Below are 23,328 nucleotides of genomic sequence, written 5' to 3' on the forward strand. Positions count from 1 at the left end.
GGTCTAGGGGCAGCGAACATTCATTTTGTATCTTGATTGCTGCACACACTGCCCCAACGGGGCTACGCATCAATAGCCCAGGGTAGGCTTGAGGTCTCACCTTTGGCGCTCTAGATGAGCCTCATCGCGCTTTGGGCAAATCTGCGCCCACGGCCCTTGCTGGTCTGTTTACGCCATGCCCTGGGCTCATTGTGTCCATTCTTTGCCAAGTTCACGCCTGCATCGGCAATCATGGGCAAAATAAAACCCGCAAACATGAATTTGCGGGTTTTATAAATGGCGGGATGGACGGGACTCGAACCCGCGACCTCCGGCGTGACAGGCCGGCGTTCTAACCAACTGAACTACCACCCCTAAAAGTGGGAAAGATCGAAAAAGTATGGGAACACACTGTTTCGTCAAGACGTATTTCGGATATTTTTTAAAATAAATTTTGGGCCGCTAAAATGTTACGTTTCGTCAACGTCGGACGGCCTTACTCGTATCACGCTTGCGGATAGGCGCGGCAACTGCTTAATGGCGGCTAAATCTCATGTCGGAAGCCCAAGCAAATCAGGATGCGCTCAGCCGCCTGGAGGAACTGAAGAGCCAGCGCTATGGCAAACGCAGCAAGAAAGGCGCGTTTGTCGCCGCGATCTTTATTCAGGTCCTGCTGGTGGCCGTCACGGTTGGCATCGTGGTGATTGCGCCCAAGCTCGCCGAAGATCCTGCCTTCGTCGCGAAAAAAACCATTTATCTGCCACAGCGCGAGCTGGAGCACCAGGCCGCCATTGCCGAGTTCCAGCAGTCCGCCAGTGCGCCGCTGACCGTGGACAAGCTTTCGACCGAGTCTCTGCTGGCCGACCCCTTGCCGGAGATGCCCGCACTGCCCACGACGGAGTTTGCGCCCATTGAGAACGATAACCCCGTGCCCGATGCGCAGGGCCTGCTCGCTGGCTCGGGCCTGGGCAACGCCTTGGGTGGCCTCAGCGCCGGCACGACGGAGGTGAATTACTTTGGCATTCGCGAGGAGGCCCGCCGCTACCTGATCCTCATTGACACCTCCAACTCGATGTTTGAACGGCAGCGTAACAACGAGATGTATCGCTTTGACTTCGGCACGATCAAGGACGAGTCGATCAAGCTCATCAACCGCCTCAACGCCAACACGCTCTTCAATGTGGCCATCTATGAGGGCGGATCAATGGCGTGGAATCAATTTCTCGTGCCCGCCACAGTCGCGAACAAGGCCGAGGCGGAGCAGTGGGTGCGCGACATCGACGAAAATCCCAACGTGAGCATCGGCTCTCGCCGTGGGGGCGGCCCCAAGCTGATGGAGGGCGGTGGCACGCGGCTGGATACGGGCCTCAAGCAGGCCTTCAGTTTTCAGCCGGAGGTGATCTTCATCGTGACCGATGGCGAGATCAACCGCAGTGGCGACGACATCACGGAGGACGAAATTTTGGACATCATTGATGGCCTGCAGGAGACCATGCCGGAGAAGACCCGTATTCACGTGATCCACTACGAAACCGCGGTCGCGCGGCCGGAAGAGATCGACACCATGCGCGCCATCGCCTCCAAGAACAAAGGCCGCTTCCGCAAAGTGAAGGCAAATGAGTTGTAATTTCCGACGATGAGTTTTAACTTATCGTTTATTATGTCCCCAGTAGAACTCACCCATAGCTGGTTCCGGCGCGTCTGGAATGAACAAGAAGAGGCCGCTATTCATGAGCTGTTACACCCCGAAACGGTTATCGAAGGGTTGAATCTCCCTGCGGCCGGTCCGGAGGGATTTTTGCCGTTTTACCGCACGATTTTGGAGAACTTTCAGGACCACCATGTCGAGGTTCTTCAAGTCGTGGAGCAGGATGGCCTCGTGGCCGGGCACGCGGTGTTTACCGGTATTCACCGGGCCACGAAGACGCCGGTCGCCATCGAGTTCAGCCTCTCCTTGCGCTGGCAGAACGGGCAAATCATCGAGTGCAAAAACGTCATCGACTACCTGCCCATGCTCAGCCAGCTTAAGCTTTTTAGCCAAGAAACTCTGGGGGAGGCGCTCGGCCTGCTCCCGCCCAAATCGAAATAAAACACTCACTGCATGAAAAAGATTTTTCTCATCCTGTTGACTTCCCTGATCGCCGCGGCACCCACCTTTGCTGATGACGCCTCCAAGAAGGCCGTCGCCACTGAGCTCTACGACCTGATGAGCCCGAAGGACACCGTGATCGATTCCTTCATGGCGTCCTTTGAGCCCTACATGCAGCAGATCGCGCAGATGGGCGTGCCGAAGGAAGCCGTCGACCAAATTCGCGCCGAGGGCAAGGCCTTGGCCGGCAAGATCGCCGAGGACCCCGAGCTCGTCACCAAGATGATCGCGATTTATATGGACACCTTCAGCGAAGCCGAGCTCAAGGACCTGATTGCGTTCTATAAGACGCCCACCGGCAAGAAGGCTCTCCAGGAGCTGCCAACCCTTTTCCAGAAAGGTGCCGTCGCCGGTGAGGAAATCGCCCAAAAGTACCTACCGGAGTTCCAAACCAAGGTGCAGCAGATCATGGAAAAAGCGATGATGGAGCAAATGGAAGCCGCCCCGGCCCAGCCCGCCGTCCCATCCGAAGCCGCCGGCGCCACCGGCATGTAATCAGCTGGAGGGCGGTGCTTCGTCACCGCCGTTCGCTTCCTTTGCATAACTTCCGCTCGCGCAAACGCCGCTCGCATGGCCTTTTGCCATCGCCGCTCGCATGGCATTTCGTAGCACAGGCGTCCCGCCTGTGCCCGATGCCATCACTTCTTAAAGTCGTCGAGTAAGGCACAGGCGAGACGCCTATGCTACTTTGGTTCGTTGCGTAAAGCACAGGCGAGACGCCTAGGCTACTTCGGGTTCGTCGAATAAAAGCACCGCGGCGCAACCGCCGTCTAGCGCGCCATCGCCGCCTCGATCTCGTCGGCTTCCAAGGGCACGCCGGCGCATAGATCCGTGTTGCCGTCTTTACCGACCAGAAAGTTGTTTTCCAGGCGAATGCCGATGCCTTCTTCGCCGATATAAATGCCGGGCTCGATGGTAAACACCATGCCCTCGGCCACGGGCGCATCGGCCACGGAGACGTCGTGCACGTCGAGCCCCAGGTGGTGCGATACACCGTGCATGAAATACTGGCGCACCGGATCGGCGGTGATCGGCATGTCCGCCGTGCGGGCCTTTAGCTGGTCGGCGGTTAGCAGGCCCAGCCCAGCGAGCTCCTCCGCCATGCAGTCGTAAACCGAGCGCGTGTAGGCCTTGAGCGATACGCCGGGACGCAGCGCGCCATCGGCATGCTTAAACACGCGCAGCACCGCGTCGTAAACCGCGCGTTGGCGCTCGGTGAACTTACCGTTGACGGGCACGGTGCGGGTCAGGTCGGCATTCCAGTTGCCCCACTCGGCACCGATATCCATCAGTAGCAAATCGCCGTCCTGACAGCGCTGGTTGTTCTCGATGTAGTGCAGGCATAGCGCGTTGGCACCGCTGGCCACGATAGGCGTGTAGGCAAAGCCGCGCGAACGCTGGCGCAGGAACTCGTGGTTAAACTCCGCCTCGATCTCCCACTCGCCGACGCCGGGCGCGATAAACTTCAGCGCGCGCTCAAAGCCGCCATGGGTGATCGCGATGGCCTGGCGAATCATGTCGATTTCTTCCGGCTGCTTGGTCGAGCGCAGCTCTGCCATCAGCGGGGCGAGGCGCCCGTATTGATGCAGGGGGAATTTGTCTTTGCTCGCGGCGATAAAGCGGTCGTTCCGCGTAGGGGCCGAGGCCTCGGCGCGCGGGTGTTCGTTGGTTTCGAGAAAGAGTGTTTGGGCCTGGAACGCCAGCCGCTGCAGCTCGGCATCGAAGGCCGTGGTGAGCTTGACCGATCCGATGCCGGACAACGCCTTGGCCTGCTCGATGGTCAGCTTTTCGCCCTCCCAAATGCGCAGGTGCTCGGTCGTCTCGCGGACAAATAACACGGCGCGGTCCTTCTCGTCGGCCGCGTCGGGGTAGAGGATCAGCACGGTGTCCTCCTGGTCGATCCCGGACAGGTAATACAGGTTCGCGTTCTGCTTAAAAGGCATCACGCCGTCGGCGTTGGTCGGGTAAATGTCGTTGGCGTGGATGACGGCCATTGCGCCTGCGGGCAGCAGCGCCGCCAGGCGTTCGCGGTTGCGGACAAAGAGTTCTGCCGGAGCGGGATCGTATCGCATGCGCCCAGTTAAACTCACGTATTGCCCATTAGCCAAGTGCGAAACGCGACAGACATCATCGCTTGAACGGTGCGTTCTTTAGCTGGAGGGCGGTGCTTCGTCACCGCCGCCAGCATCCTGCTGGACCGATCGATTTGCCCATTGGGCAAATGCTGACTCCCGCGCTGGCGGCGATGACGAAGCAGCGCCCTCCAATTGGAAATGCGCGGGCCGGATCGGACGGCCCGCGCTGCTTCCTTAACCAATAACCATCAAATACACTCCATCATTGTTTATTTAGGCAGCGCTCACGGTCAGCTTGCGCACACCGAGGCCGCTTGTGGCGATCACAGAGCTGTAGTGCTCCACGGTGATGTCGGTGAACTTCGCATGGTCTTCGCGATACACGCGGAAGTCGCCACCATCCGTCGGGGTGACGAAGCGCTTCAGGTTTGAGGGCTCGTCCTTGCTCAGCGCCTGCTGACCGAAGAACGCGTAAACCGCGTTGCCGACAATGGCGCTCTTGGCCGACGCGCTGCTCTGATAGCGCGACGAGAACACGCGGGCATCTTCCAGGAACAGCTTCTTGGCCAGTTGGTCGAGCGTGTAGCTCGCGCCCGCATTGGCCCCGGCATTGTCCTGGCCTTCGTAAGCGCTGGCACGGAGGTCCCACGCGCCTTCACCGAGGATCAGGCGGTTCGGGCGCACGCCGGACTCATCGGCTGCGGCGATCAGCATTGCGCGCAAATCGCCGTCCGGGTTGCTGGAGCCGTCCCAGACTTTGTTGGCGTTGGTGGCGGCGGTATCCAGCGCGGTGATGGCGCGGCGCAGCTCATTGCGCCACAGGCGCTGGAGCAGGATTTGCACGGTGCGCTCCTCCCAGTCGTCCGTGGTGATCTCGTCGTGGTCAACGCGGACCGTCAGGCCCTTGTTGAGCGTTTTGGCCTGCACGGTTTCGCCGCTGTATTCGACGCGTTTGAAGGCGCTACCAATGGCGCGGACGTCGTCCGTTTCGGAGAAAAACGCCTCGGCATTGTCGGCCTTTTTGAACTCGAAGCGTCGGCCCACGGGCACACTCGGCGCGACGAAGTCGAGCAATGCGGCCAGGTTTTCCGGGTCCTTCCAGCCCGTGGTAAACGCGGTCAGGGCTTCGCTGAAGTGCGCGGCGTTAAAGCGGCTTTCGTTGGCTGCGAGGATTTCATTGGGTGTGGTCGTTGTCATAATATAATACAGTTGGTGTTGCGGTTTGGGTTGGATTGGTTGGCGGGTTAGGGGAGGACGATTACTTTGTCGGGCGCTTCGCTGAGTGCCACGCCCAGGGCGTCGATGTCGGTCGCTGCCGTCCCGCTGAACGGATCGAGAACGATGGTGAAGCGCGGCGTGACGGGCATCACTTCCAGGCGGTCGCCATCGCTGGCGGCGGCGGTCACCGCAAAGCCGACCTGGAAGTAATTGCCGCTGATCTCCGGCTGCTCTTGCACCTTGCCATCGGCGGCGGTATAGACTGCGCTGCCTGCGGTGATCGGGCCGTTGGCGACCATCAGCAGCGTGGATGAAGCGCCGCCGAGCATGGCAACGTTGACCGGGTCGCCGGCCGCGCCCTCGTCGGTAATCACGCCCAGCGGGGCATCGCTATCTCCGCAGATATCGACCTCGCCAGGGGCGCTGCCGGGAGTGCCGAGCAGGTAGCGAGTCGCCGCGGCGGACTCGAGCGTTTTCGTGATGTTGCCTTCGTGGACCCCGGTTGCGACATTCGCAAAGATCGGCTGGTTGCCCAGAATGGCGTGGATGATGATGTTTTTCAGTGTGGTCATGTTTCTTTATTTTGTAGGTTGGTGGTGTTAACACTTTGCAGCGCAAAGCTACTCTGCGTTAGAAAGTATTTAGCTCGTCCAGGAGGTCGGGGCGCTCTTGCTTAACGGCCTTCCAGGCCTCGGCGAAGGGCTCGCCGGTGCGGGCGATGCGGTCTTGCACTTGGCTTAGAAATCCGCCGCGGGCGGCATTGCTGGCTTGGCGCAGGGCAAGGCCCTCTGTGCTCGCTATCGTCTTCAGGGCGGGCCGCAGCTCCTTGAGCTCGCTCAAGCCAAGCTCCAGATCGGCGGACAGGCCTGCCCGCCAGCGCTCGCGCTCATTGGGCGCGATGACGCCGGTTAACACTGCGTTGTCGAGGATGACGGCAATGCGCTCCTGCCGCTCGTTGGCGAGGACGTTGGTCCAGTCCGCGTCCTCGACCGCGGCGGGCATTGCCTCGCGTTGCGCCTCGTTGGCAATGGCATCGCCGGGGATGTTCGGCTGATTGGTCAGGCCAACGGAAATGAGGCGGACGGGCTCGAACACGCCGTCGCCGAGGGGCTTCATTGCCCAGCGTGGTGACAGGAATTTGTAGAACGCATTGCGGAGCAAGTTCTGCCCGGCGTCTGACCAGCGCGGCAGCACATACAAGCCATCCGGGCGAGCGTCGAGGGCGTCGATCCAGGCGTAGGCGCGGGTGTCGGCGTGTCCACTTTGTCCTGCAAAGTGATCATCGTCCGGGTGCCCGATATAGACGGGCAAGCCGCCAAACTTGCGTGCCAGTCGCCCGCGGAGGGATTTGAAGTTCTTAACGAGTTGCTCGGCAGACTGCCGGGTGAAGCGTTGCAGGCCCTGGCTATGTGGCCAGTCGCCATACTCGGCGAGACGTAGCCAGGCGCTGCTGCGCTGCGTGACGGAGGGGATCTCGTTGGCGAGACCGGTGATAATGTTTTGGTTCATGATTTGTAAGGTTTGGAATGTTCGTAGATTTAAAATGTTCGTAGGTTCGAAGAGTTCGTGAGGTTCGAAAGGTTTGCGGCAGAGGTAGGTCGCAGTCTCCATTCGGCTTTGCTCATGGCTGGCCAGACAAGCCGCCCGTTAGCGTGGTCGGTGAGTTCGCTGGAGGGCGATGCTTCGTCATCGCCGCTCGTCGGCGTGGCGTTTAAGCTTTGTCTTGCAAAGTTTGTGGTTGCAGGAAGCGCTGGAAGAGACTGCTGATTGCCTTGGGCAATGCGGCTGCGATGGCGTCGCGCGTTGCGTCGACGTCGCCCATTGCGGGTCCGGCTTCCTTGTGGCGGATCTGGATGCGTGCGCGTGGTGTCTCGCCAAACAGATGCTGGATGACCCAGGCGTCGACCTGCTGATGCAGCGTCTCGGAAAGGTGGTTGACGTCTTCGCGCTCAATGAGCGCCGTCTCCTTGCCTTGCAAGCTGATGCCCGCGCCGCTGTCCTGGATAGTGCCCATGGGCGACCCGCGCCAAAGCGTGGCGATGGCTTTATCCATGCGCTCGATGAGCTCCGGGTAGGGCAGGCTGCTGCCGTGGGTTAAGTCGATGACTTCGATCTCCGTGCCGCTGCTCATGAGGGCGCGGAAGTCGGTGCCAAACTGCTGCACGGCTTCCAGAGCGTCGTCCCAGGTGGCGCTGCCGGGCTCGGCATCGGTCACGCCGCGAAGGCCGGGCATGCCATTGCGTTCGCAATAGACGAGCCAGTCGCGGAGCGGGAGGTGCTTGAACAGGTAGGCGACGCTGGTGGCCTCCATGATGCCATCTCCCGTGGTGATGAGCCACTCGCCCGGGCGCAGGCTTTGGCCTTCGCTGGCGGCATCGTTGGGCAGGAAGCGCAGGCTGCCAGTGCGGTTTTCAAAGAACCACAGCGGGACAAAACGGAATGTGGCGTGCAGGCTGGGCGTGGCACCGGGCTGCGGTCGCCAGACGATTTCGTGGACGGCGTATCGCTTGCCGACGGCGTCCATCATTTGGCGGATCAGCAGGCCCATGCCGCCGCGTTCATTTTGGTCAACGGCATGTGTGGCCTCGATGTTGCGGTAAAAGTCTTCCAGTGAAGCTTTGTGACGCAAAGCTTCCGGTGAATTGTCTTCGGCGATGACGTCCCAGCCAAAGCGGGCGGCGGCTTTCTTGCGCTTGGCGGCGACGGATTTTACCAAGCCATCGCGCTGTTCGATGACTTCCCACAGGCGGGCGGCATCGGCAATCGAGCCCGCGTGAAAGGTGTCAAGTTGGCGGGTAAGGCTTTCCGGCGTTAGGTTGCGCACTGGGTTGAACGCGGCGCGACGCGAGCGACGGAGGCGGTTTGGGTGAATGGTGGTGGATGTTTTCATGATTGTAGGTGTGGATGTGTTGAAGTGTGGATGTGCTGAAGTTAAGGAAAGGTGGGCGCTGTCTCTTGATCAGCTACACGTCGGCGTTTACTTTGTGATGCAGAGTTAGTAGGGGCGTACTATGCGAATGGGCTGCAAGTGGGGCCGTGGCTTCGCTGCGCTGGCGGCGTGTAGTGCTAGCGCGAGCGCCCAGAAACGGTCGGCATGGCCGGCGGTGCTGCGAGCAGCGCTGAAGCGGATGTGGCCGGAGGTGGTGGTTTCCTTTTTGATGGCGCGCAGGTCGGCGCGGATGTGTTTGTCTGCCGGGATTTTGAGGCGCTGGGCTTCCATGCGGCTGCGCACCGGGTAGGCGAGGGACTCCTTGACGGCGGGCGTGAAATGAACCCCCTCCACGCGATAGCGACCATAGCGCTCGCGGGCGCGTTCGGCGAACTGGCGGCCCAGGCCGGTCTGGTCGATGCATACGCGGCGCAGGGTTGGCAGGCGCATAAACTCATCGAGGATTTCTTCCTGGCGCGCGAATGAGGTGTTGTGGAGGCAGGTAACTTTGCGAGACAAAGTTAAATCGCCAAGCACCTCGATCAGCCAAAGAACGGTAAGGTCGTGGTCGCGCCCGATATCCACGCCCAGGTAGAGCCGCGCGTCTGGTGAAAGCGTTGTCTGTGGGTGGTTGCTTGCGGTACTGGCGATGCGGTGGGTGCGCAGATCGAGCTCCCAGGGTTCGGAGTCGTGGTACTCGGCAGCGGCGATCAAATCCCACGGCAGGAACGCGCTGACATCGTCGGCCGGCTGGCAGCAATACTCCTGGAGAAAGGACTCCTCATCGACGCAACTCTGCCGCACAAAGTTAAAGTAGTCCGCCTCGTCCATTTGCTGGCGCGGATCGCAGGCCGGGAGCTTTGTCTTGAGTTTGGCCAGGAAGCCTTGAGCCAATGCGTCCTCCAGCGTTACGCGGTGGAGCGAGATGCCTTTGGGATTGTCTCCGTGGCGGGCTTCGTTGACGAGTTCGTTAAAGAAATTATCCGAGCCGCGATGCGTTGAAATGATCTCCAATTGGCCGCCCCAGGTGAGGCCCGGCGAGGTGATCGCATAGAGGTGGCGCGGGTTGCGGTGCAGGGCAAACTCGTCGAGCACACGCGTTCCGCGCTTGCCGGCTTGCGCATCAGGGCTGCTACTGAGCGAGTGAATGCGCGAGCCCGAGGCGAAGCGAAGTGATTGTGTGCTGACAGGAAATTTCTCCGGCAAGAGCGAGGTTTGGAAATCTTTGGCCGCCAGATTGAGCGCGGATGAAAAGGCGCGGCAGTCCTCAAGAAACAGCTGTGCCTGAGCGGCGTCGCGCGAGCTGACCCAGGTGTCCTGCCGTGCACCGCTAACTGACGCGCGGCGCACGCAGGCATAGGCCGTGGACCAGGAGATGCCAATCTGGCGCGACTTCTCCATCAGTTTGAACGGCGATGGGTCTTCGATCCAGCGTTGCTGATATGGCAGGAAAAAGGACATGGCTAGTGGGATTTGTGGCGTGGATGTGACGGTAGGTTTGGTTGACAGTGGGGCATGCCGGTGGCATCGTGTGGGCATGAACACACACCTATTTTCTTGGCGGACGGGGATCGCGATGATCGCCCTTTTCATTGGTTTAGTGACTCCGGCGCAGGCGCAGCAAAAGCCGGTTAAGACGACGGGCTCGACGAGCATTGAGTCGCTCAACGCCAAGCTGGACCGCATTATCCAACAGCAGGGCGGGCGCTACGTGTTCTTGGTTTCCGAGGAGGGCGACCTGTGGCGGCTCGATACTTACACGGGCAAGGTGGCGATCCTGAACCTCGTCAGCGGCGCGGAGTGGGATACCCTGGACGTGCCCGAGAAAACGCTGCGCACGGGCAATGCCTTCTATGAGCAATTCGTGCAAAAGTTGAACCGGATTAATTTTAATACGAATTAGTGGCATGGTTCGAAGGTTGGGATGTTCGAATGTTCGAATGTTCGAAGGTTCGAAGGTTTGGAGGTTTGGAGGTTTGAAAGTTGGAAGGTTGGGATGTTTAGGAGATTGGGGAGGCTTGGTTAGAGGAGCTTGAGTTGGCGTTCGATTTCGCGGAGGGTTTCGGGGGTGAGGCCGTCGGGGCGGGTCGCGGCTTCGAGTAGTTGCTCGCGGCGCTCTTCGATCTCGGCTTGTTTGATGTCGGCCTCGCGGACTTTGAGCTCCAGCGATTTGAGCTGAGTGTAGGCGCTGACGAGCTTTTGCACGGCGGCGGAGAGCGTGTTCATCTCGGAGAGTTCGGGGTGGGCGTTGCTCTTGATCAGCGCCTGGAGTGAGTCGAGTGCGGCGTTGAGCGATGAGGCGGGCTGTGCGGGTGTGTTGGTTTTGTCGGGCATGGCTAAGGTCGTTAGTGGTTGGCAAGGGGCGCCCCGCCCGGCGGCATTTGGGCCCGCCGCCGGGCTAATCGGCGTGTGGTTTAGCAGTGGTGGTAATTAACTTTGCATCGCAAAGTTAGTGGCGGTGAAGGTGGTCGAACTTGGCGTCGAACTCAGTGATGCGCTGGCTGTGGTTTTTAGACTGGGCAATGAGCGCGGCGATGTGTTCGGCGTTGTGCCGGATGAGGCGATGGATGTCGGCGTGGTCCGCTTTGAGATCGCGCTGATGCCAGGCGAAGTCGTCGCGTAGCTGCTGGAGCTGCGCCTGGGTGGCGTAGGTGAGCTTGGGGTCCGGCGTTTCGGACAAGTGCTCGCGGAGGCGCAGCAGAAGCAGTAGCCCGCCGAGGAGGGTGATGCCAGCGAGCGTGAGCGCGCCGATGAATTCAGGATTGGTGGTCATGTAGGTTCGAAGGTTGGAATGTTTGGAGGTTCGAAGGTTTGAAGGTTGAGTGTGAGTGGTTTGAAGGTTTGGGGGGTTGGATGTTCGAAGGTTGGGGGCTGGGATGTTCGAAGGTTGTTGGTTTAACTTTCGAACTTCCGAACGTTCCAACCTTCGAACTTATTTCAAAAACGGTTGTGGCCGGCGAGGGAGCCGCCGAAATAGAGGCCGACGATTGCGCTGAGCAGGTGGGTGTCGAGCGGAGTGATGGTGAGGCCGCGGACTTCTTTCCAGTGGATTTTCTCCACGTCGTTGGTGAAGAACCAGAAGCCCTCTTCGAGCTCGGGGTAGCCGACCTGCATCAGGATGTCGGGCCGCCAGATGGCAATGATCTTGGGCAGCGCGATGACCGAGAATACGCAGGTGAGCGCGATGACGCGGCGAGTCCATTGGAAGCCGCTGTTGGAGTAGCGACGGGCGCTGTCGATGTGGCCTGCCTGTTGGTTGAGCGCTTGCATGGCGAGCAGTCGCTCTTCGCGGCGGGCGGCCTGGGACATGGCCCACATTTTCATGACGCCTCCCATCAGCGATGCGCCGACGAGGGTGATGAGTTCAGCTGGGAAAACAGGATTCATTTTTTTAAGGTTTGAAGGTTCGAAAAGTTCGTAGGTTTGGAGGTTGGGAAGTGTGGAGGTGTGGGATTGTGGTGGTGTGGGAGTGTGGAGGTTGGTTGTGGTTACTTTGTGTTGCAGAGTTGTTGGGAGGCCTTTGGTTGGAGTTCGCTCCTGACGATGACGCAATAATATCAAAAAAGCTGAGAATCGTAAATTGCTCGGTTGCTTCGGTTGCTTCAGTTTGCTCGGTTGCTTCGGTTGGCCTGCTTTTGGCCGGTTTTGCCGAAAAACGGTATTATTGAACAGCTCTGGACAGCACTGAGTGCTGCTGAATAATATTGAATGCTGTTAAGCAGCTTCGAATTTCCTCAAAACGCGGCTTGGAATAAAAAATTTTTCCGTTTTTTTAGAAGAAATGCGCATCGTCACCCGGGAAACGGTTTTTCATCACGGCATTGGTTTGCCGCCGGGCGAAGTGGTGCCGCTGGAGAGCGAGATCTGCCCGGACACGACCGTGCATCTGATGTCCTACAGCGAAGAGGAATTTTTCGAGCGCGACTGTTGCAACGTGGGTGAATTAAGCGCGGCACTCGGCAAGCATCCGGTTAACTGGATTCACATCCGCGGCGTCGGCGACCAAAAGCTCATCACCGACATTGCGACTCAGCTGGGCGTGCACCCGCTCGCGCTGGAGGACATCCTGAACACCGAGGGCCGCCCGAAGGTAGACGAGTTTGACGATGATTTATTTATCCTGACCAAGGCCGGGCTTTTTAAAAAAGAAGAGCACGCGATCTATATGGAACAGGTGGCGATTTACCTGGGGCGGAATTATGTGCTCAGTGTGCAAGAGAGTAATGAGGAGCTTTTCGAGCCGGTGGCCCGACGCATTCGCAAGACCGGGGCGCGTATTCGCAGCCGCGGGCATAGCTATCTGACCTTTGCGCTCATGGACGTGAAGAACGACTTCCTGCTGACGATCGTGGATGAGGTCGAGGACGACATCGTCGCCATGGAGCAGGACATGATCGACAAAGGCGACGAAGAGGCCCCGCGCCGCGCGAAACGCAATCCGCACGAGACGGGCTTTAACATCGAGACGATCTACCGCAAAAAGCGCGCGGTGCTGGCGCTGATGCGCATCCTGCTGCCGATTCGCGATAATGCTAACCGCCTGGAGCTGCTCGACCATCCGCTGCTGGCCGACAGTGATCGCTTTTACTTCCGCGACTTGGCGGACTCCGCGCGCCGCGCCGTGGACCGCATGGACCATAGCCGCATCATCCTGCAAACGATGCAGGAATTTTACCACCTGGAGCAGGAGCACCGCACGAATGAAGTCATGAAGGTGCTGACGATCATTGCCACGCTGTTCCTGCCGCTGACGTTTATTGCCGGCGTTTACGGGATGAACTTCGACCACGAGGTAAGCCGCTGGAACATGCCGGAGCTTTATTGGAAATACGGCTACCCGCTTTGTTTGGCGTTCATGTTTGGCATCTTCGTGGCGTTCCTGGTTTACTTCCGCCGGAAGCGTTGGATTTAGCGGGGAAATTAACCACTTGCCGTTCGGGGCTGTGTCGCGAAAATGGCGTGCATGGTTCGCCGCTATCTCAGCCTTGTTTTTGTCGCCGTTTTCTTCTGCTGTTCGCCGCTATTTGGGCAACTGGCACCTGACCGGCCTGCGCCGAAATTTCTGCCGACCGGAGAGTTGCGCGTTGGTATCAACCCAGAGCAGCCGCCCCTTATCTTTGTGCATGAGGAGCGAATCGTGGGGCTGGAGGCCGACCTCGCGCGCGCGTTCGCGGTCGACCTCGGTGTGCCGCTGAATTTTGTGGTGATGGAATGGGACGAGCTGATTCCGGCGCTCGTGGCGGGCAAGATCGATATCATCATGTCGGGCATGTCGGCAACGGAGATTCGCTCTGTGCGCATTAACTTTGCCACGCCCTATCTCGTGACCGGGCAGATGCCGATGGTCCGCGCGAGTGATCTTTCCCGCTACCAAACAACGATGGCGCTAAAAAATACGCAGGCGCGCATTGGCGTGGAGGGTGGCACTACGGGAGATTTTCTGGTGCGCGAGTCTTTCGTGTATGCCGAGCGGGTTCCGTATAAAGATATCCAGGACGCCGCCGATGGGCTGGCCAATGGCGAGATCGATATGGTCATTGCCGATGCGCCGACGATCTGGTGGCTCGCCGCGATTGATGAAACTTCTGGCCTGAGTCCGGTCTCGGCAGTGCTCACCAACGAGATGATCGGCTGGGGGATCAGCAAGGCCAACCCGGACCTGCGCAACGCGGCGGATTCGTTTCTCGTGAAGTTGCAGGGCAATGGCGAGCTGGACCCCATGATCGAGCGGTGGATGCCCTTTGCCACCAAGCAGAATCGCCAGGCCTCGCCACAACCGAAGCCGGCACCCGAACCAGCGGACCAAAATTTGAAGCACATGGAGCGCTAGGAAAATCTTTACAGGCGCACCCCAATGCGCCATGTTACTTACTTTGGATTACAGAGTGCGAGGCGGGCGTAGTACAACGGCTAGTATGTGAGCTTCCCAAGCTTGAGATGAGGGTTCGATTCCCTCCGCCCGCACCATGTGTAATTGTTCATTGTGGAGACCGGCGCATCAAGTTCCGTGGAAAGGTCGCCAAGAGGAAGTTTGATGGCGAGTCCCTTGTCCATTGCTAGAATGTCTGGCTGATACGCTTTGAAGCTGACTGGATGCAGTGGATTTTGATGGGGGCGGTCAATTCGATTAACGATGCTCTCCGTCTTAAGCGTTTGTATTGGTGTTGGCATCGATCGCGTCGACAAAGCCTGGAGCGTGTAGAATGCCTATCTGGAGGTGTTTAAGGGGTGGCTGGGTTTATTTGCCTGAGCAGGCTATACTTGGTCGGTTTCCGGGCTATGAGGCTGGTCTGAGCGGAGAGTGTCGTCTATGGGTGTCTGTGGGGCAGGGGTAAGATGTGTGAAGAGTTTGTTCAGAAGTGGGCTCTTGTCTGGTCGAGTGGCTTGTATTCGCGTAAGAAGAATTTTACTACCCATTTATGCACAAAATGATTTCAGGATGTTCAGCAAATATTATTCGCGGTGATAGATTCTGATTGATGGATTGGTTTTTCTAATTTTGTGGGTTGTTGTATTAGCTTAGGTTCTATTAGGTCGTCTTTTCATGTAAAGATTGCTAGACATGGAAAATAGGTGATAGCCATATTCACAATTACTCCCTGATAATAGTGCTGCATTTAGTGGGCTATTTTGTATTTAAAACGTTAAGCTGTTGCTCTAGCCCCGATTATGACACAACAAAACCGTTGGCTTACCCTCTTTACACCCGCATTATTTGTGGTGCAAGTCTCTGGGCAAACAGCGCTGGAGAATTTTGATTCTCTGACGCTAGCATCCAGCATTGGAAATCAATCCGAATGGTCACTGGTTGAAGGCAGTGCAGTGATTTCAGGAACTGAGTTCTACAGTGGCAGCCAGTCTGTTGCGGTTGGTGCTTCGAATCCTCTTAGTGAGGTTGCTCGAGTCGTGCAAGGGTCTGAGTGGGGAAGCGGTACCGTGGCCTGGTGGGATTTTTGGATATTGCCCATGGCGCATGTGGAAGGCGCTGAATTATATTCGATCACTGCAGATGGTAGTCAAATCGAGTTTCGGGCCGCGCAGATCGAGTTTAGGTCCGGCGATCTGCTGTCATACTCTTCTGTGCAAGATGGTCAGTTTGGGCATCCGACTTTAGCAACCATTAGTGGTGGAGGTTCAACGATTCAGCTTCAGGGAAACTCTTGGAAGGCAATGCCTCACGCCTATACGATTACTCCCAGCACTGTTCTTTCGTTTGAGCTAAAAGTCGAGAATGCAGGTGAGCTCATCATGATTGCCATGGATGATAATTTGGCTTACACTGATGCGACGTTGTTCAAATTGGCTGGTAGTCAAAGTGGACCTTATATTAGCGATTACCCTTATAGTGACTCTGACTTTCAGTCCTTCACAATTCCTATTGGTCAGTATTATACAGGTGAGAAGAGTTATCTGGCTTTGTTGGCGGACGATGATGCCAATGGTTTGGCTGACGCGACATTTCGCAATGTTAAGCTACACGAGGGTGGTATGCCCGCTAATGAACATGGGATGGTCATTGTGAATGATGGTGGCTCAAACCGGGTAGCATTACCGACTTATTTCGCAACCACCAGTAATGCCTCTGATAGTTGGATGCGGGTAACTATGCGTCAGGACTTTTCCAGTGGTATATGGGATTTATACGTCAATGGCGAAGCTGTGCCAGTGGCTGCAGATATAATGCTTTCCGGTAGCCATAGTGAGCCCACCCAGATTAGCTTACTGGGGGATCAAGTAGGCGCTGTTTATCTGGATGATGTGCAGCTTAAAGCGATTAGCCCGATATTCACCGACAATGATAATGACGGGATGGATGATGCTTGGGAGGTTCTGTTTGCAGGGCTGAGCACTAGTTTGAATGACCGAGATGGTGATGCGGACCTAGATACGCTCTCAAACCTTGAAGAATACATGGGTAATACGTCGCCGGATGACTATTATAATGACTCTGCTCCTACTTTAACGAAACTATCAGGAAACCAGCAGGTAGCCTACCCTGGAATCTGGCTTGAGGAGCCATTGATCGTAAATGTGCAAGATGGCATGGCTCAGGACTTGGAGAATGCTCCAATCGACTGGGCATTTGGCGGTGGTCTAAATCTCTTAGGGTATGAGAAATTTGACGCCTCTCCCGTTGCATTGATGGAGCTGATCACGAACGATGATGGGGAATCTGCCGTTTATGCAAAGGCACCAAATTCACTGGGTAATTTCAGTATTACTGCTACTGCACCATACGGAGATGCGAGCCAAGTGCAGCAAACATACACTATGCAGGTGACGCCACTTCGGTTTGTGTATGATGCGGAAGATGCCGATCCGAGTGATGATTTGCTCAATGATGAAATGCCGACTGTCGAGGAGGGGAACAATGTTTATCTGCGTTCAGGGCAAATGACGTTGTTGTCCAGTGATTACATCCCCATTGATCCGAGCAAAGAGTACCGGTTATCCGGTCTCTTCCGATCTGTTGGTGCTCAAGACTCAAAGATTTTTTATGGTTATGCATGCTATTATAAGAATGAGCAGGGCGCATATGTGAGGATCGCTCCGGAGTATGTGAATCGAACTGGTGATGCTGCGAATATCGAAAGCTATGATTCGAATACGGGCACATTGGATTTAGACATAGCTCCAACTGGATGGAATACTACGGGTGGTCATAATCGCTGGTTAGCATATTACATTGGTGGTGATACGTCAAAGCTGCCGGATATCGTTCAGAAAGGTGTTAGCAATGGCGAAACTTTTGATAATGTTACCAACGATGTGCTGACCTACGCTTCAGGGGTTACGCCACCGAATGCTGTATTGAATGCCTTATCCGCTTCGCAGACGGTTACGGTTATGAATCAGTTTTCGGGTTCAGGCTATAGCTACGCTGCGGCTTCGAATACTCTTACACCTAATATCTGGACTGAACATAAAGCCGAAAGCATTACTGGTATGAGCTGGGGCACGCACCCCTATACGGAGTTCCGGCAAGGCGCGGAATACGTGAAAGTCATGATTTTAGCTAACTATGGCCAATCGTCTTCTGAGGTTTTGCATGTGGACGATCTGATTTTTGAAGAGATTACTGACTTTGATGGCGATAGCATTCCAGATTGGTGGGAGTGGCGTATCATTCATCATAATGATGCCGACAGTTTCGTTGGGCTCGGCGACATAGGAATAGCATCAGACTTTGATGGTGATGGCCTTAATGACGCCCAAGAGCATGTCAGTGGTAACGATCCGTTGGTTGCTGATTATGTTGCTGGAGCAACGGGCGTGTTTTACATCAATAATATGATTGGAAGTGACACAGCCTGTAATGGTCTCTCTGCAACGCGCGGGTTGCCTTCGGCTGGCGATGGGCCTTATCGGAGCTTGGGCAAGGCCGTGGAATCAGCATCTACAGGTGACTCTTTGGTGATTTATGAAACCCGCAATGACTACGAAGAATCAATATTATCTCTGTCTGGTAAGGACATGGTTCTTCGACCGGTGGGGACTGTCGTAATCCGCTAGGCTAACAAGAAAATGAAATATTTATCTGCAACTATACTTTCTTTGTTCATAGTTTTACCGCTTATGGGTGAACCTGAAACTTCTCAGCTTCAAGTGAATGAGGCACACTCAGTTTTGAGGAAAGATGAATCAGTAGCATTGCATGATGAGTTGCGGGAATCCCGGCTCGTATTACTTAAGCGGCTTCAGGATGTTAGTAGTGAAAAAGAGAAAAGAGTTTTGATTGAGCAGTGGCGTGAGCAGCATCGTGACTTGGCTGAGCAAGAGCGTAAGGAGAGGATGGTTATAGGTGTTCATCAGCCCGCATTCGACGTCGAATTGTCGCCAGTAGAAGAAGAACTGAAAGGGTTGCCCGCTAATCAAATAGAAGAAGTGAAGTTAAACCTCGAAATGCGAAATGAGCGTATTGAACTTATGTCCGACTTAAGTGGCAACTGCGCTGTTGATCGTCGTGCGGCAATAGATTCTTTCCGCGAGAAACAGGTAGAGAGATTAACAAGGCTGGAAGCGCTAAGATTGTCCCGTCATGACAATCAGCGGAGTCAAGCGGCTTCGCGAGTATTGCCAACTTCAACTGCCGAGACGTCGGAACAAAGTGGACCTGCTCAAGCCCTGGAAGAGCGGCTAGCGGCCATTCATCGACTTGAGGCGTCACTTGTGAATGCAACTCCTACTGAACGCCGTCAGGAGATCGGACGTTATCGAGCCCAAGTGGGTATTCAGCGCACGGATCAATATTCTTCGGGCGACGGAAAGGCGAGAAATAATTGAGCTCTGTCAGCAAGAGAATAAGCCATTTTTAATTAATCCATACAGAATGTTTTTATGAAAAAAACTAGCATCAATACCCGCCTGATCCTTACTGCTGTTGTCGCATTTGGGCTCCTTCCGCTTAGCGCTGATACAATCGTGATTGAAGGTGATTTGGAGGTGAAGGCTACAGGTAACGCAGATGGAAACCTCTCCGTCGATAACGAGCTGACCGTGAATCCTTCTAGCTCGGGGGCAACATTTAAGGTTGAGGAAAATGGATCAGTCTGGGCGGGTGAAGATGTGGAGTATGACGAAACATTAAAAATTGCTAATGGAGGAACGTTCTTCGCTTGGGAGTCGGAGAGCGGCAATTTAAGGGCCATGTATAGTGTTCCGAGTTCGGATGTTTCTTACGGTAATGTAGCATCAGTTGCATTCGGTATCGCAGAAGTTTATGGTAGTTATTCATTCGGAGCAGGGAAAGCGCAAGTTTATGGAAATTATTCTGCTGGATGGGGTGATTATGCTGATCCAGTCGGTGATTATTCTACCGCGTGGGGGTCAGCTACTACTGCAATGGGGCGATATTCAACCGTTTGGGGAGATGGCACATTCGCGTTCGCTGATAATTCCACGGCATTTGGAGAATATACACTTGCATACGGAAATGCTTCTGTGGTTTGGGGATTAATGACACATGCCAATTCGAAAGGCAGTACTGTGTTTGGTGGTTATAATTCTGGCATTGAAACTGAGAGCGATAGCTCGAGCGTCTGGTATGACTTGGATTCTCTACTAGAAATAGGTTATGGCACAAGCGAAGCGGATCGTGGTAATGCTATTACTGTTCTCAAGAATGGTCTAACGACATTAAATAATAAATTTTGGGATTCAGAGTCTCCTTTGACTGTTCCGCAGGATACGGATCTTGTTTTGGATGGAGATCAGACTTCGGCTGGAGGCGCGCTTGTTGTCGAAGGGCATGCGCAGTTCCAAGGGCGTGTAGTACTTGCACAACCCCAGGGAGATATTTCTATGGGTGCTTTCGCTAATTAGTCATCATTTTTGCCCGCTGTTTGGCTGAATATTTTACTGTTTCATTATGAAGAGACGCCTTTCTTCTACGATTATTTCTAGTGCAATTGCTTTGATTGGGGGCTTCGGTAGTCATATCCACGGTCAAATGCTCGGGCCGGACTGGTGGTATGAGCCAGCAGACTTGGGTGAAGTAGTAGCCTCGACACCAGCAGCCAGTGTCGAGGAAAATCAAAGCGTAGCCCTCAATGGACAGGCAAAGTGGATGGCCATTCGTGCTATTGAGCAAATGGAGGCATTGGCTCCGGGTAGTGCGCTGGGCTATCAGGGTGAGAACGAGTCAGAACCAGGCTATCAATCACTCAGTGAATTATACGCTGCGCTCACTGTTGCGAGTAGCTTTGGTAACGAGGGCAATCAGTCTATCATTCTACAAGGACAAGCTAAAGCGTTGGCCCAACCATTTTATGATCGATTTGCGGATCTGGGCATCATGCCGCTGCGTCCCGATGGTGTCACCTTTACCTTGGAGAGTTCGGAATATCCCTATCCCTGGACGAGCGACGGCCAAGACGATGCTCACTTTTCACCCATGCAATTGGGCCAACTCAAGCATTTGTTTAGCTTTCAGTTGGATGAAGCGAGCTGGGTGAACTCAAGTGATGCAGATGGAGACGGAATACCGGATTGGTGGGAGAATCTGGTGCCATTGAATTACTACTCAATAACGCACCTTTCAGGAGGAGAGGAGCCGATAGTAGGACAAGCAGAAACGATAACTTTAGTGCTCATTGATCAAGATGAAGCTCCAGTCGAAGCAGCGGAACTAAATATAAGCTTGCTCAGTGGAAATGCCACACTGTCTGGCACCACAACTACAACGGACGCTAATGGATTGTCTAGTTTCACTGTCACACCAAGCGATGGAGCGATTGTTCGAATTCTGATAGTGTCCGCTGGATATAGGCCAACTGCCTTAGTGGTCACTTTTCAAGGAGCTATTGCTGGAGGAAGTGACCCCACTGTTGTGGGAATGAGCAGTAGCTATTTGATTGATCCAGCATTTTTGGTAGAAGGAGATGAGGAGCCTTCAGCGGTTGTGCTGCCTTTCATGTCTTATGTAGAGGCCTTGGCTAATAAATTAGGCTACTTGACCTATGAGCGAGCGTTTGGAGAAGACTGCGACGTTGTATTTGAAGATTATACACTGACAGAGTTTGAGGATATAGATAGCACGGAAATTTACACTTGGCCAACACAGCTCTCAAATGGAACTTCGAGAGTCGAATACCGTCGTGATTCATGCCTTTATCGTTATATGTTGTGGGGACTAGTCTATAATATGCCAGATGGAAATTTTCGCCATGAAGAACGGTTAGAAGAAGTAAACATTGAATTCCTGACTGTATTTAAGCAGATTAGACCAACCATCCCAATACACTATGTGGAACGAGCTACTAGTGCTCTAGACTTCTATTTGCAATCGATTTATGGAGTAGATGATGTTCAGGAGATAAAGTATACAGTCGAGCAAATACAATCAATCGACAATGAAACTTCATCTTTAACTCCAAGTCACACCCTACAGTTCAATGAAGCATATTGCAATGAAGGCATTTCTTGGAGTCCCAAACTAAGATTTCCAACCTACGAAGAAATGACCGATGATGGAGATCCTAATGATTTCGAGGACGATATGGCGGACAGTGACTTTGTCGAAGAGTATTATGGCCATATATATCAGTATGGTTATTCGATGTACCCGGGCGCTTGGATATATGGTTACTTGGCAGAAGGATATTTGGCTGGCAAAGATAATGAAGGCGAGCCGATAAGCCAGATGTCATTAGGTGAGACTGCATCGCTAAGCTTTGAGATGCCTGCAGGCTTCCCTGAAGAATCAAAATCTATCGAGTATATCGATAGTTTAACGTATCCAGACCTTATCGGCGGCAGCGGCTGGAGCTCCAACTGGGTGATGCACCTGTTAGGTAGTGAAAATACAATTGAGAATTTTGAGGAGTATTCAACATCACAATGGATGATATCAGCTGAAATCGATTCAGGATCAAGCGCTTTAAGCCTAACTGAGATGGGTGTAACCGTGAAATTGCAGTATTATGAAAATGGTGTAGCTGATGAATCTGATGCATTCGATCCATCATTAGTTGATAAGGTGGTCGATACCGAGGCAAGCATTGCCACAGCTTTTGGAGTCGATGAAGATGGAAATCCTAAGCGCTATTATTTCGGCCTGAAGTTTGAATATAATAATACGATAGGCGATCTGGGGCCATTTATTGTAAGCATCACTCCTCGGGTCTTTGGAGTCCAGCATGAAGGCAACACAAACGTCTATGATCTAGAAGCAGCCAGAATCAAGGTGATGCCGAATGGGCCAGGGTCACCTCCATCCTACTCACTGCCAGTAGACGAATCTGCTGGCCCTAGGTATCGTAAGATTGCGTTAAATGGGCGCCCTTTGCCTGACGAAAAGCCACAGTCTGAAGCGGAAACCGACGAGGAGCCGGAAGAAACCTATGTCGATGCCATGTCTCTCGGCCTTCGACACAGCGTAACGGATGTTTATGTGCCAGTCCCTAATAGTGACCTAGCGCTTTCAGTCCGCCGTAACAATAGCCCAGCTATTTGGAGTTTAAAAGGAGGCCTGCGTCCACATGAGCGCCCTGATTTGCCCTTTGGCCTAGGTTGGTCAACCAACATCAATCCACACATTCATTTCACGCTGACTAATATCAGCGGGAGTTCATCTTTCCCGACCGAACCTGATACGGCCACCGTCTATGACGAAAATGGTGAGCCAGGCCAGTATGCGATAAAATATCCCCCTATTCCTAATGACTTCGATCCAACACCTTCAAGTATTACTGGCTTAATCCCCATGCCCAACGGACGCCATGAACAAGCAGCATATTTAAATTCATTGGTCAAAACCGGGTTGAATGTGGATGGCAACCTAGAGTTTGAATTGCGTAAACGATTTGGAACAGTCGTTACCTACGAAGTGGTAACCGACGCTACGTGGACAAATATCGACGCTGATCGAATCAATGGCAGTAAAACAAAAATTAAGCACTATTTCGCACGTGCAACTAAAGTCGTTGATCGCTATGGAAATACCCTGGTTTATGAATACTCAAACACCACCGAGCTAAACCCGAGAATCATCGCCTACGATAGCAATGCAAACAGTGATGCAGACGACGAAGCCATGCGCATACTTATTGGTTACAACGGTCTGCGAATTAATAAAGTAGTCGATCCGCGCAACAATGTGATCAATTACGCCTATAACACTAATATAGGCTATGTAGTCCCTTACTTTGCCGCAACCACCACCCCGGTATATAACGGCAACTATGACGTGCTCAACGTAGTAACGCACGCCGACAATACAACCACGACCTACACATATTCTCCCATACAGATTGAAAAAGACGGCGTCTATCAGAAGCATGAACAGCTAGCAGTAGCAAACCCGAGCTACGCATTTGACGACCCCGGCTACTACAACCTGCACTTGTATCTATCTACCATAACAGATGCCAATGATAGCACCTACACTTTCCACTATGACGATCAGGGCACGTAGGAAAACTACCGAACTGATATCGGCTACTACCCTCAAACTGGCCGACCGTATCAGATCAGCCAAA

19 protein-coding genes and 2 tRNA genes are annotated in these 23,328 nt (G+C 54.4%); 11 read left to right on the forward strand and 10 right to left on the reverse strand.

All coding sequences use genetic code 11. The annotated features are described in order from the left end of the window. Window positions 1-277: 277 nt before the first annotated feature. Window positions 278-354, reverse strand: a tRNA-Asp gene (locus O3S85_RS10025). A 178-nt stretch (window positions 355-532) separates the two neighbouring features. On the opposite strand from O3S85_RS10025, the gene O3S85_RS10030 reads away from it, so the two are divergent. The 3 genes from O3S85_RS10030 to O3S85_RS10040 are packed head-to-tail and all read left to right on the forward strand — an operon-like array spanning window position 533 to window position 2,623. Continuing rightward, a complete protein-coding gene (locus O3S85_RS10030) occupies window positions 533-1,606 on the forward strand; it encodes a vWA domain-containing protein (protein WP_269540143.1) in 1,074 nt (357 codons plus the stop codon). A gap of 33 nt (window positions 1,607-1,639) precedes the next feature. Continuing rightward, window positions 1,640-2,068, forward strand: a complete 429-nt coding sequence (locus tag O3S85_RS10035; protein ID WP_269540144.1) for an ester cyclase — start codon at window positions 1,640-1,642, stop codon at window positions 2,066-2,068. A gap of 12 nt (window positions 2,069-2,080) precedes the next feature. Then, window positions 2,081-2,623: a DUF2059 domain-containing protein gene (locus O3S85_RS10040; RefSeq protein ID WP_269540145.1), complete on the forward strand. Its 543-nt coding sequence runs from the start codon at window positions 2,081-2,083 to the stop codon at window positions 2,621-2,623. A gap of 275 nt (window positions 2,624-2,898) precedes the next feature. On the opposite strand, the gene O3S85_RS10045 is transcribed toward O3S85_RS10040, so the two are convergent. From O3S85_RS10045 to O3S85_RS10070, 6 genes are all read right to left on the reverse strand, one after another. Continuing rightward, window positions 2,899-4,200, reverse strand: coding sequence for an aminopeptidase P N-terminal domain-containing protein (locus tag O3S85_RS10045; RefSeq protein ID WP_269540146.1), 1,302 nt, complete (start codon window positions 4,198-4,200; stop codon window positions 2,899-2,901). Between the two features lie 276 nt (window positions 4,201-4,476). Then, window positions 4,477-5,400, reverse strand: a complete 924-nt coding sequence (locus tag O3S85_RS10050) for a hypothetical protein (RefSeq protein ID WP_269540148.1) — start codon at window positions 5,398-5,400, stop codon at window positions 4,477-4,479. A gap of 47 nt (window positions 5,401-5,447) precedes the next feature. After that, window positions 5,448-5,993, reverse strand: a complete 546-nt coding sequence (locus tag O3S85_RS10055; RefSeq protein WP_269540149.1) for a DUF2190 family protein — start codon at window positions 5,991-5,993, stop codon at window positions 5,448-5,450. Between the two features lie 58 nt (window positions 5,994-6,051). Further along, complete coding sequence (locus O3S85_RS10060; protein ID WP_269540151.1) at window positions 6,052-6,930, reverse strand: phage protease; 879 nt, start codon at window positions 6,928-6,930, stop codon at window positions 6,052-6,054. A 202-nt stretch (window positions 6,931-7,132) separates the two neighbouring features. After that, entirely contained in the window at window positions 7,133-8,311 is a 1,179-nt protein-coding gene (locus O3S85_RS10065; RefSeq protein ID WP_269540152.1) for a phage portal protein family protein, read from the reverse strand. 105 nt (window positions 8,312-8,416) lie between these two features. Beyond that, entirely contained in the window at window positions 8,417-9,811 is a 1,395-nt protein-coding gene (locus tag O3S85_RS10070) for a phage terminase large subunit family protein (RefSeq protein WP_269540153.1), read from the reverse strand. A gap of 76 nt (window positions 9,812-9,887) precedes the next feature. On the opposite strand from O3S85_RS10070, the gene O3S85_RS10075 reads away from it, so the two are divergent. Further along, a complete protein-coding gene (locus O3S85_RS10075) occupies window positions 9,888-10,253 on the forward strand; it encodes a hypothetical protein (protein ID WP_269540155.1) in 366 nt (121 codons plus the stop codon). A 119-nt stretch (window positions 10,254-10,372) separates the two neighbouring features. Here O3S85_RS10075 and O3S85_RS10080 read toward each other — a convergent pair whose 3' ends face one another. The 3 genes from O3S85_RS10080 to O3S85_RS10090 all read right to left on the reverse strand — a co-directional run bounded on the left by O3S85_RS10080 (window position 10,373) and on the right by O3S85_RS10090 (window position 11,737). After that, on the reverse strand, window positions 10,373-10,684 hold the full coding sequence (locus tag O3S85_RS10080; RefSeq protein ID WP_269540157.1) for a hypothetical protein: 312 nt from the start codon (window positions 10,682-10,684) through the stop codon (window positions 10,373-10,375). A 115-nt stretch (window positions 10,685-10,799) separates the two neighbouring features. After that, window positions 10,800-11,123, reverse strand: coding sequence for a hypothetical protein (locus O3S85_RS10085; RefSeq protein ID WP_269540158.1), 324 nt, complete (start codon window positions 11,121-11,123; stop codon window positions 10,800-10,802). A gap of 164 nt (window positions 11,124-11,287) precedes the next feature. Next, complete coding sequence (locus tag O3S85_RS10090) at window positions 11,288-11,737, reverse strand: hypothetical protein (protein ID WP_269540159.1); 450 nt, start codon at window positions 11,735-11,737, stop codon at window positions 11,288-11,290. Between the two features lie 394 nt (window positions 11,738-12,131). Between O3S85_RS10090 and corA the strand changes: the two genes are divergently transcribed. The 7 genes from corA to O3S85_RS10125 all read left to right on the forward strand — a co-directional run bounded on the left by corA (window position 12,132) and on the right by O3S85_RS10125 (window position 23,264). Further along, window positions 12,132-13,262 carry a magnesium/cobalt transporter CorA gene (gene corA, locus O3S85_RS10095; RefSeq protein ID WP_269540160.1) on the forward strand — a complete coding sequence of 377 codons (1,131 nt, stop codon included), beginning with the start codon at window positions 12,132-12,134 and terminating at the stop codon, window positions 13,260-13,262. A gap of 51 nt (window positions 13,263-13,313) precedes the next feature. Continuing rightward, a complete protein-coding gene (locus O3S85_RS10100) occupies window positions 13,314-14,180 on the forward strand; it encodes a transporter substrate-binding domain-containing protein (protein ID WP_269540161.1) in 867 nt (288 codons plus the stop codon). A 62-nt stretch (window positions 14,181-14,242) separates the two neighbouring features. Beyond that, a tRNA-Gly gene (locus tag O3S85_RS10105) sits at window positions 14,243-14,317 on the forward strand. A gap of 702 nt (window positions 14,318-15,019) precedes the next feature. Beyond that, entirely contained in the window at window positions 15,020-17,863 is a 2,844-nt protein-coding gene (locus O3S85_RS10110; RefSeq protein WP_269540162.1) for a hypothetical protein, read from the forward strand. Between the two features lie 12 nt (window positions 17,864-17,875). Continuing rightward, window positions 17,876-18,634 carry a hypothetical protein gene (locus O3S85_RS10115; RefSeq protein ID WP_269540163.1) on the forward strand — a complete coding sequence of 253 codons (759 nt, stop codon included), beginning with the start codon at window positions 17,876-17,878 and terminating at the stop codon, window positions 18,632-18,634. A gap of 54 nt (window positions 18,635-18,688) precedes the next feature. Further along, window positions 18,689-19,672 (forward strand): hypothetical protein, encoded by a 984-nt coding sequence (locus O3S85_RS10120; protein WP_269540164.1) that lies wholly within the window; start codon window positions 18,689-18,691, stop codon window positions 19,670-19,672. 46 nt (window positions 19,673-19,718) lie between these two features. Then, window positions 19,719-23,264, forward strand: coding sequence for a hypothetical protein (locus O3S85_RS10125; protein WP_269540165.1), 3,546 nt, complete (start codon window positions 19,719-19,721; stop codon window positions 23,262-23,264). The last annotated feature ends 64 nt before the right edge of the window (window positions 23,265-23,328 follow it).

The sequence above is a fragment of the Cerasicoccus sp. TK19100 genome (assembly GCF_027257155.1).
GTDB lineage: Bacteria > Verrucomicrobiota > Verrucomicrobiia > Opitutales > Cerasicoccaceae > Cerasicoccus > Cerasicoccus fimbriatus.

Coding starts and splice junctions, on each gene's coding strand:
- O3S85_RS10120 (WP_269540164.1), top strand. CDS start 18,689: ATGAAAAAAACTAGCATCAATACCCGCCTGATCCTTACTGCTGTTGTC.
- O3S85_RS10090 (WP_269540159.1), bottom strand. CDS start 11,737: ATGAATCCTGTTTTCCCAGCTGAACTCATCACCCTCGTCGGCGCATCG.
- O3S85_RS10035 (WP_269540144.1), top strand. CDS start 1,640: ATGTCCCCAGTAGAACTCACCCATAGCTGGTTCCGGCGCGTCTGGAAT.
- O3S85_RS10085 (WP_269540158.1), bottom strand. CDS start 11,123: ATGACCACCAATCCTGAATTCATCGGCGCGCTCACGCTCGCTGGCATC.
- O3S85_RS10050 (WP_269540148.1), bottom strand. CDS start 5,400: ATGACAACGACCACACCCAATGAAATCCTCGCAGCCAACGAAAGCCGC.
- O3S85_RS10115 (WP_269540163.1), top strand. CDS start 17,876: ATGAAATATTTATCTGCAACTATACTTTCTTTGTTCATAGTTTTACCG.
- O3S85_RS10125 (WP_269540165.1), top strand. CDS start 19,719: ATGAAGAGACGCCTTTCTTCTACGATTATTTCTAGTGCAATTGCTTTG.
- O3S85_RS10080 (WP_269540157.1), bottom strand. CDS start 10,684: ATGCCCGACAAAACCAACACACCCGCACAGCCCGCCTCATCGCTCAAC.
- O3S85_RS10110 (WP_269540162.1), top strand. CDS start 15,020: ATGACACAACAAAACCGTTGGCTTACCCTCTTTACACCCGCATTATTT.
- corA (WP_269540160.1), top strand. CDS start 12,132: ATGCGCATCGTCACCCGGGAAACGGTTTTTCATCACGGCATTGGTTTG.
- O3S85_RS10030 (WP_269540143.1), top strand. CDS start 533: ATGTCGGAAGCCCAAGCAAATCAGGATGCGCTCAGCCGCCTGGAGGAA.
- O3S85_RS10065 (WP_269540152.1), bottom strand. CDS start 8,311: ATGAAAACATCCACCACCATTCACCCAAACCGCCTCCGTCGCTCGCGT.
- O3S85_RS10075 (WP_269540155.1), top strand. CDS start 9,888: ATGAACACACACCTATTTTCTTGGCGGACGGGGATCGCGATGATCGCC.
- O3S85_RS10045 (WP_269540146.1), bottom strand. CDS start 4,200: ATGCGATACGATCCCGCTCCGGCAGAACTCTTTGTCCGCAACCGCGAA.
- O3S85_RS10100 (WP_269540161.1), top strand. CDS start 13,314: ATGGTTCGCCGCTATCTCAGCCTTGTTTTTGTCGCCGTTTTCTTCTGC.
- O3S85_RS10040 (WP_269540145.1), top strand. CDS start 2,081: ATGAAAAAGATTTTTCTCATCCTGTTGACTTCCCTGATCGCCGCGGCA.
- O3S85_RS10060 (WP_269540151.1), bottom strand. CDS start 6,930: ATGAACCAAAACATTATCACCGGTCTCGCCAACGAGATCCCCTCCGTC.
- O3S85_RS10055 (WP_269540149.1), bottom strand. CDS start 5,993: ATGACCACACTGAAAAACATCATCATCCACGCCATTCTGGGCAACCAG.
- O3S85_RS10070 (WP_269540153.1), bottom strand. CDS start 9,811: ATGTCCTTTTTCCTGCCATATCAGCAACGCTGGATCGAAGACCCATCG.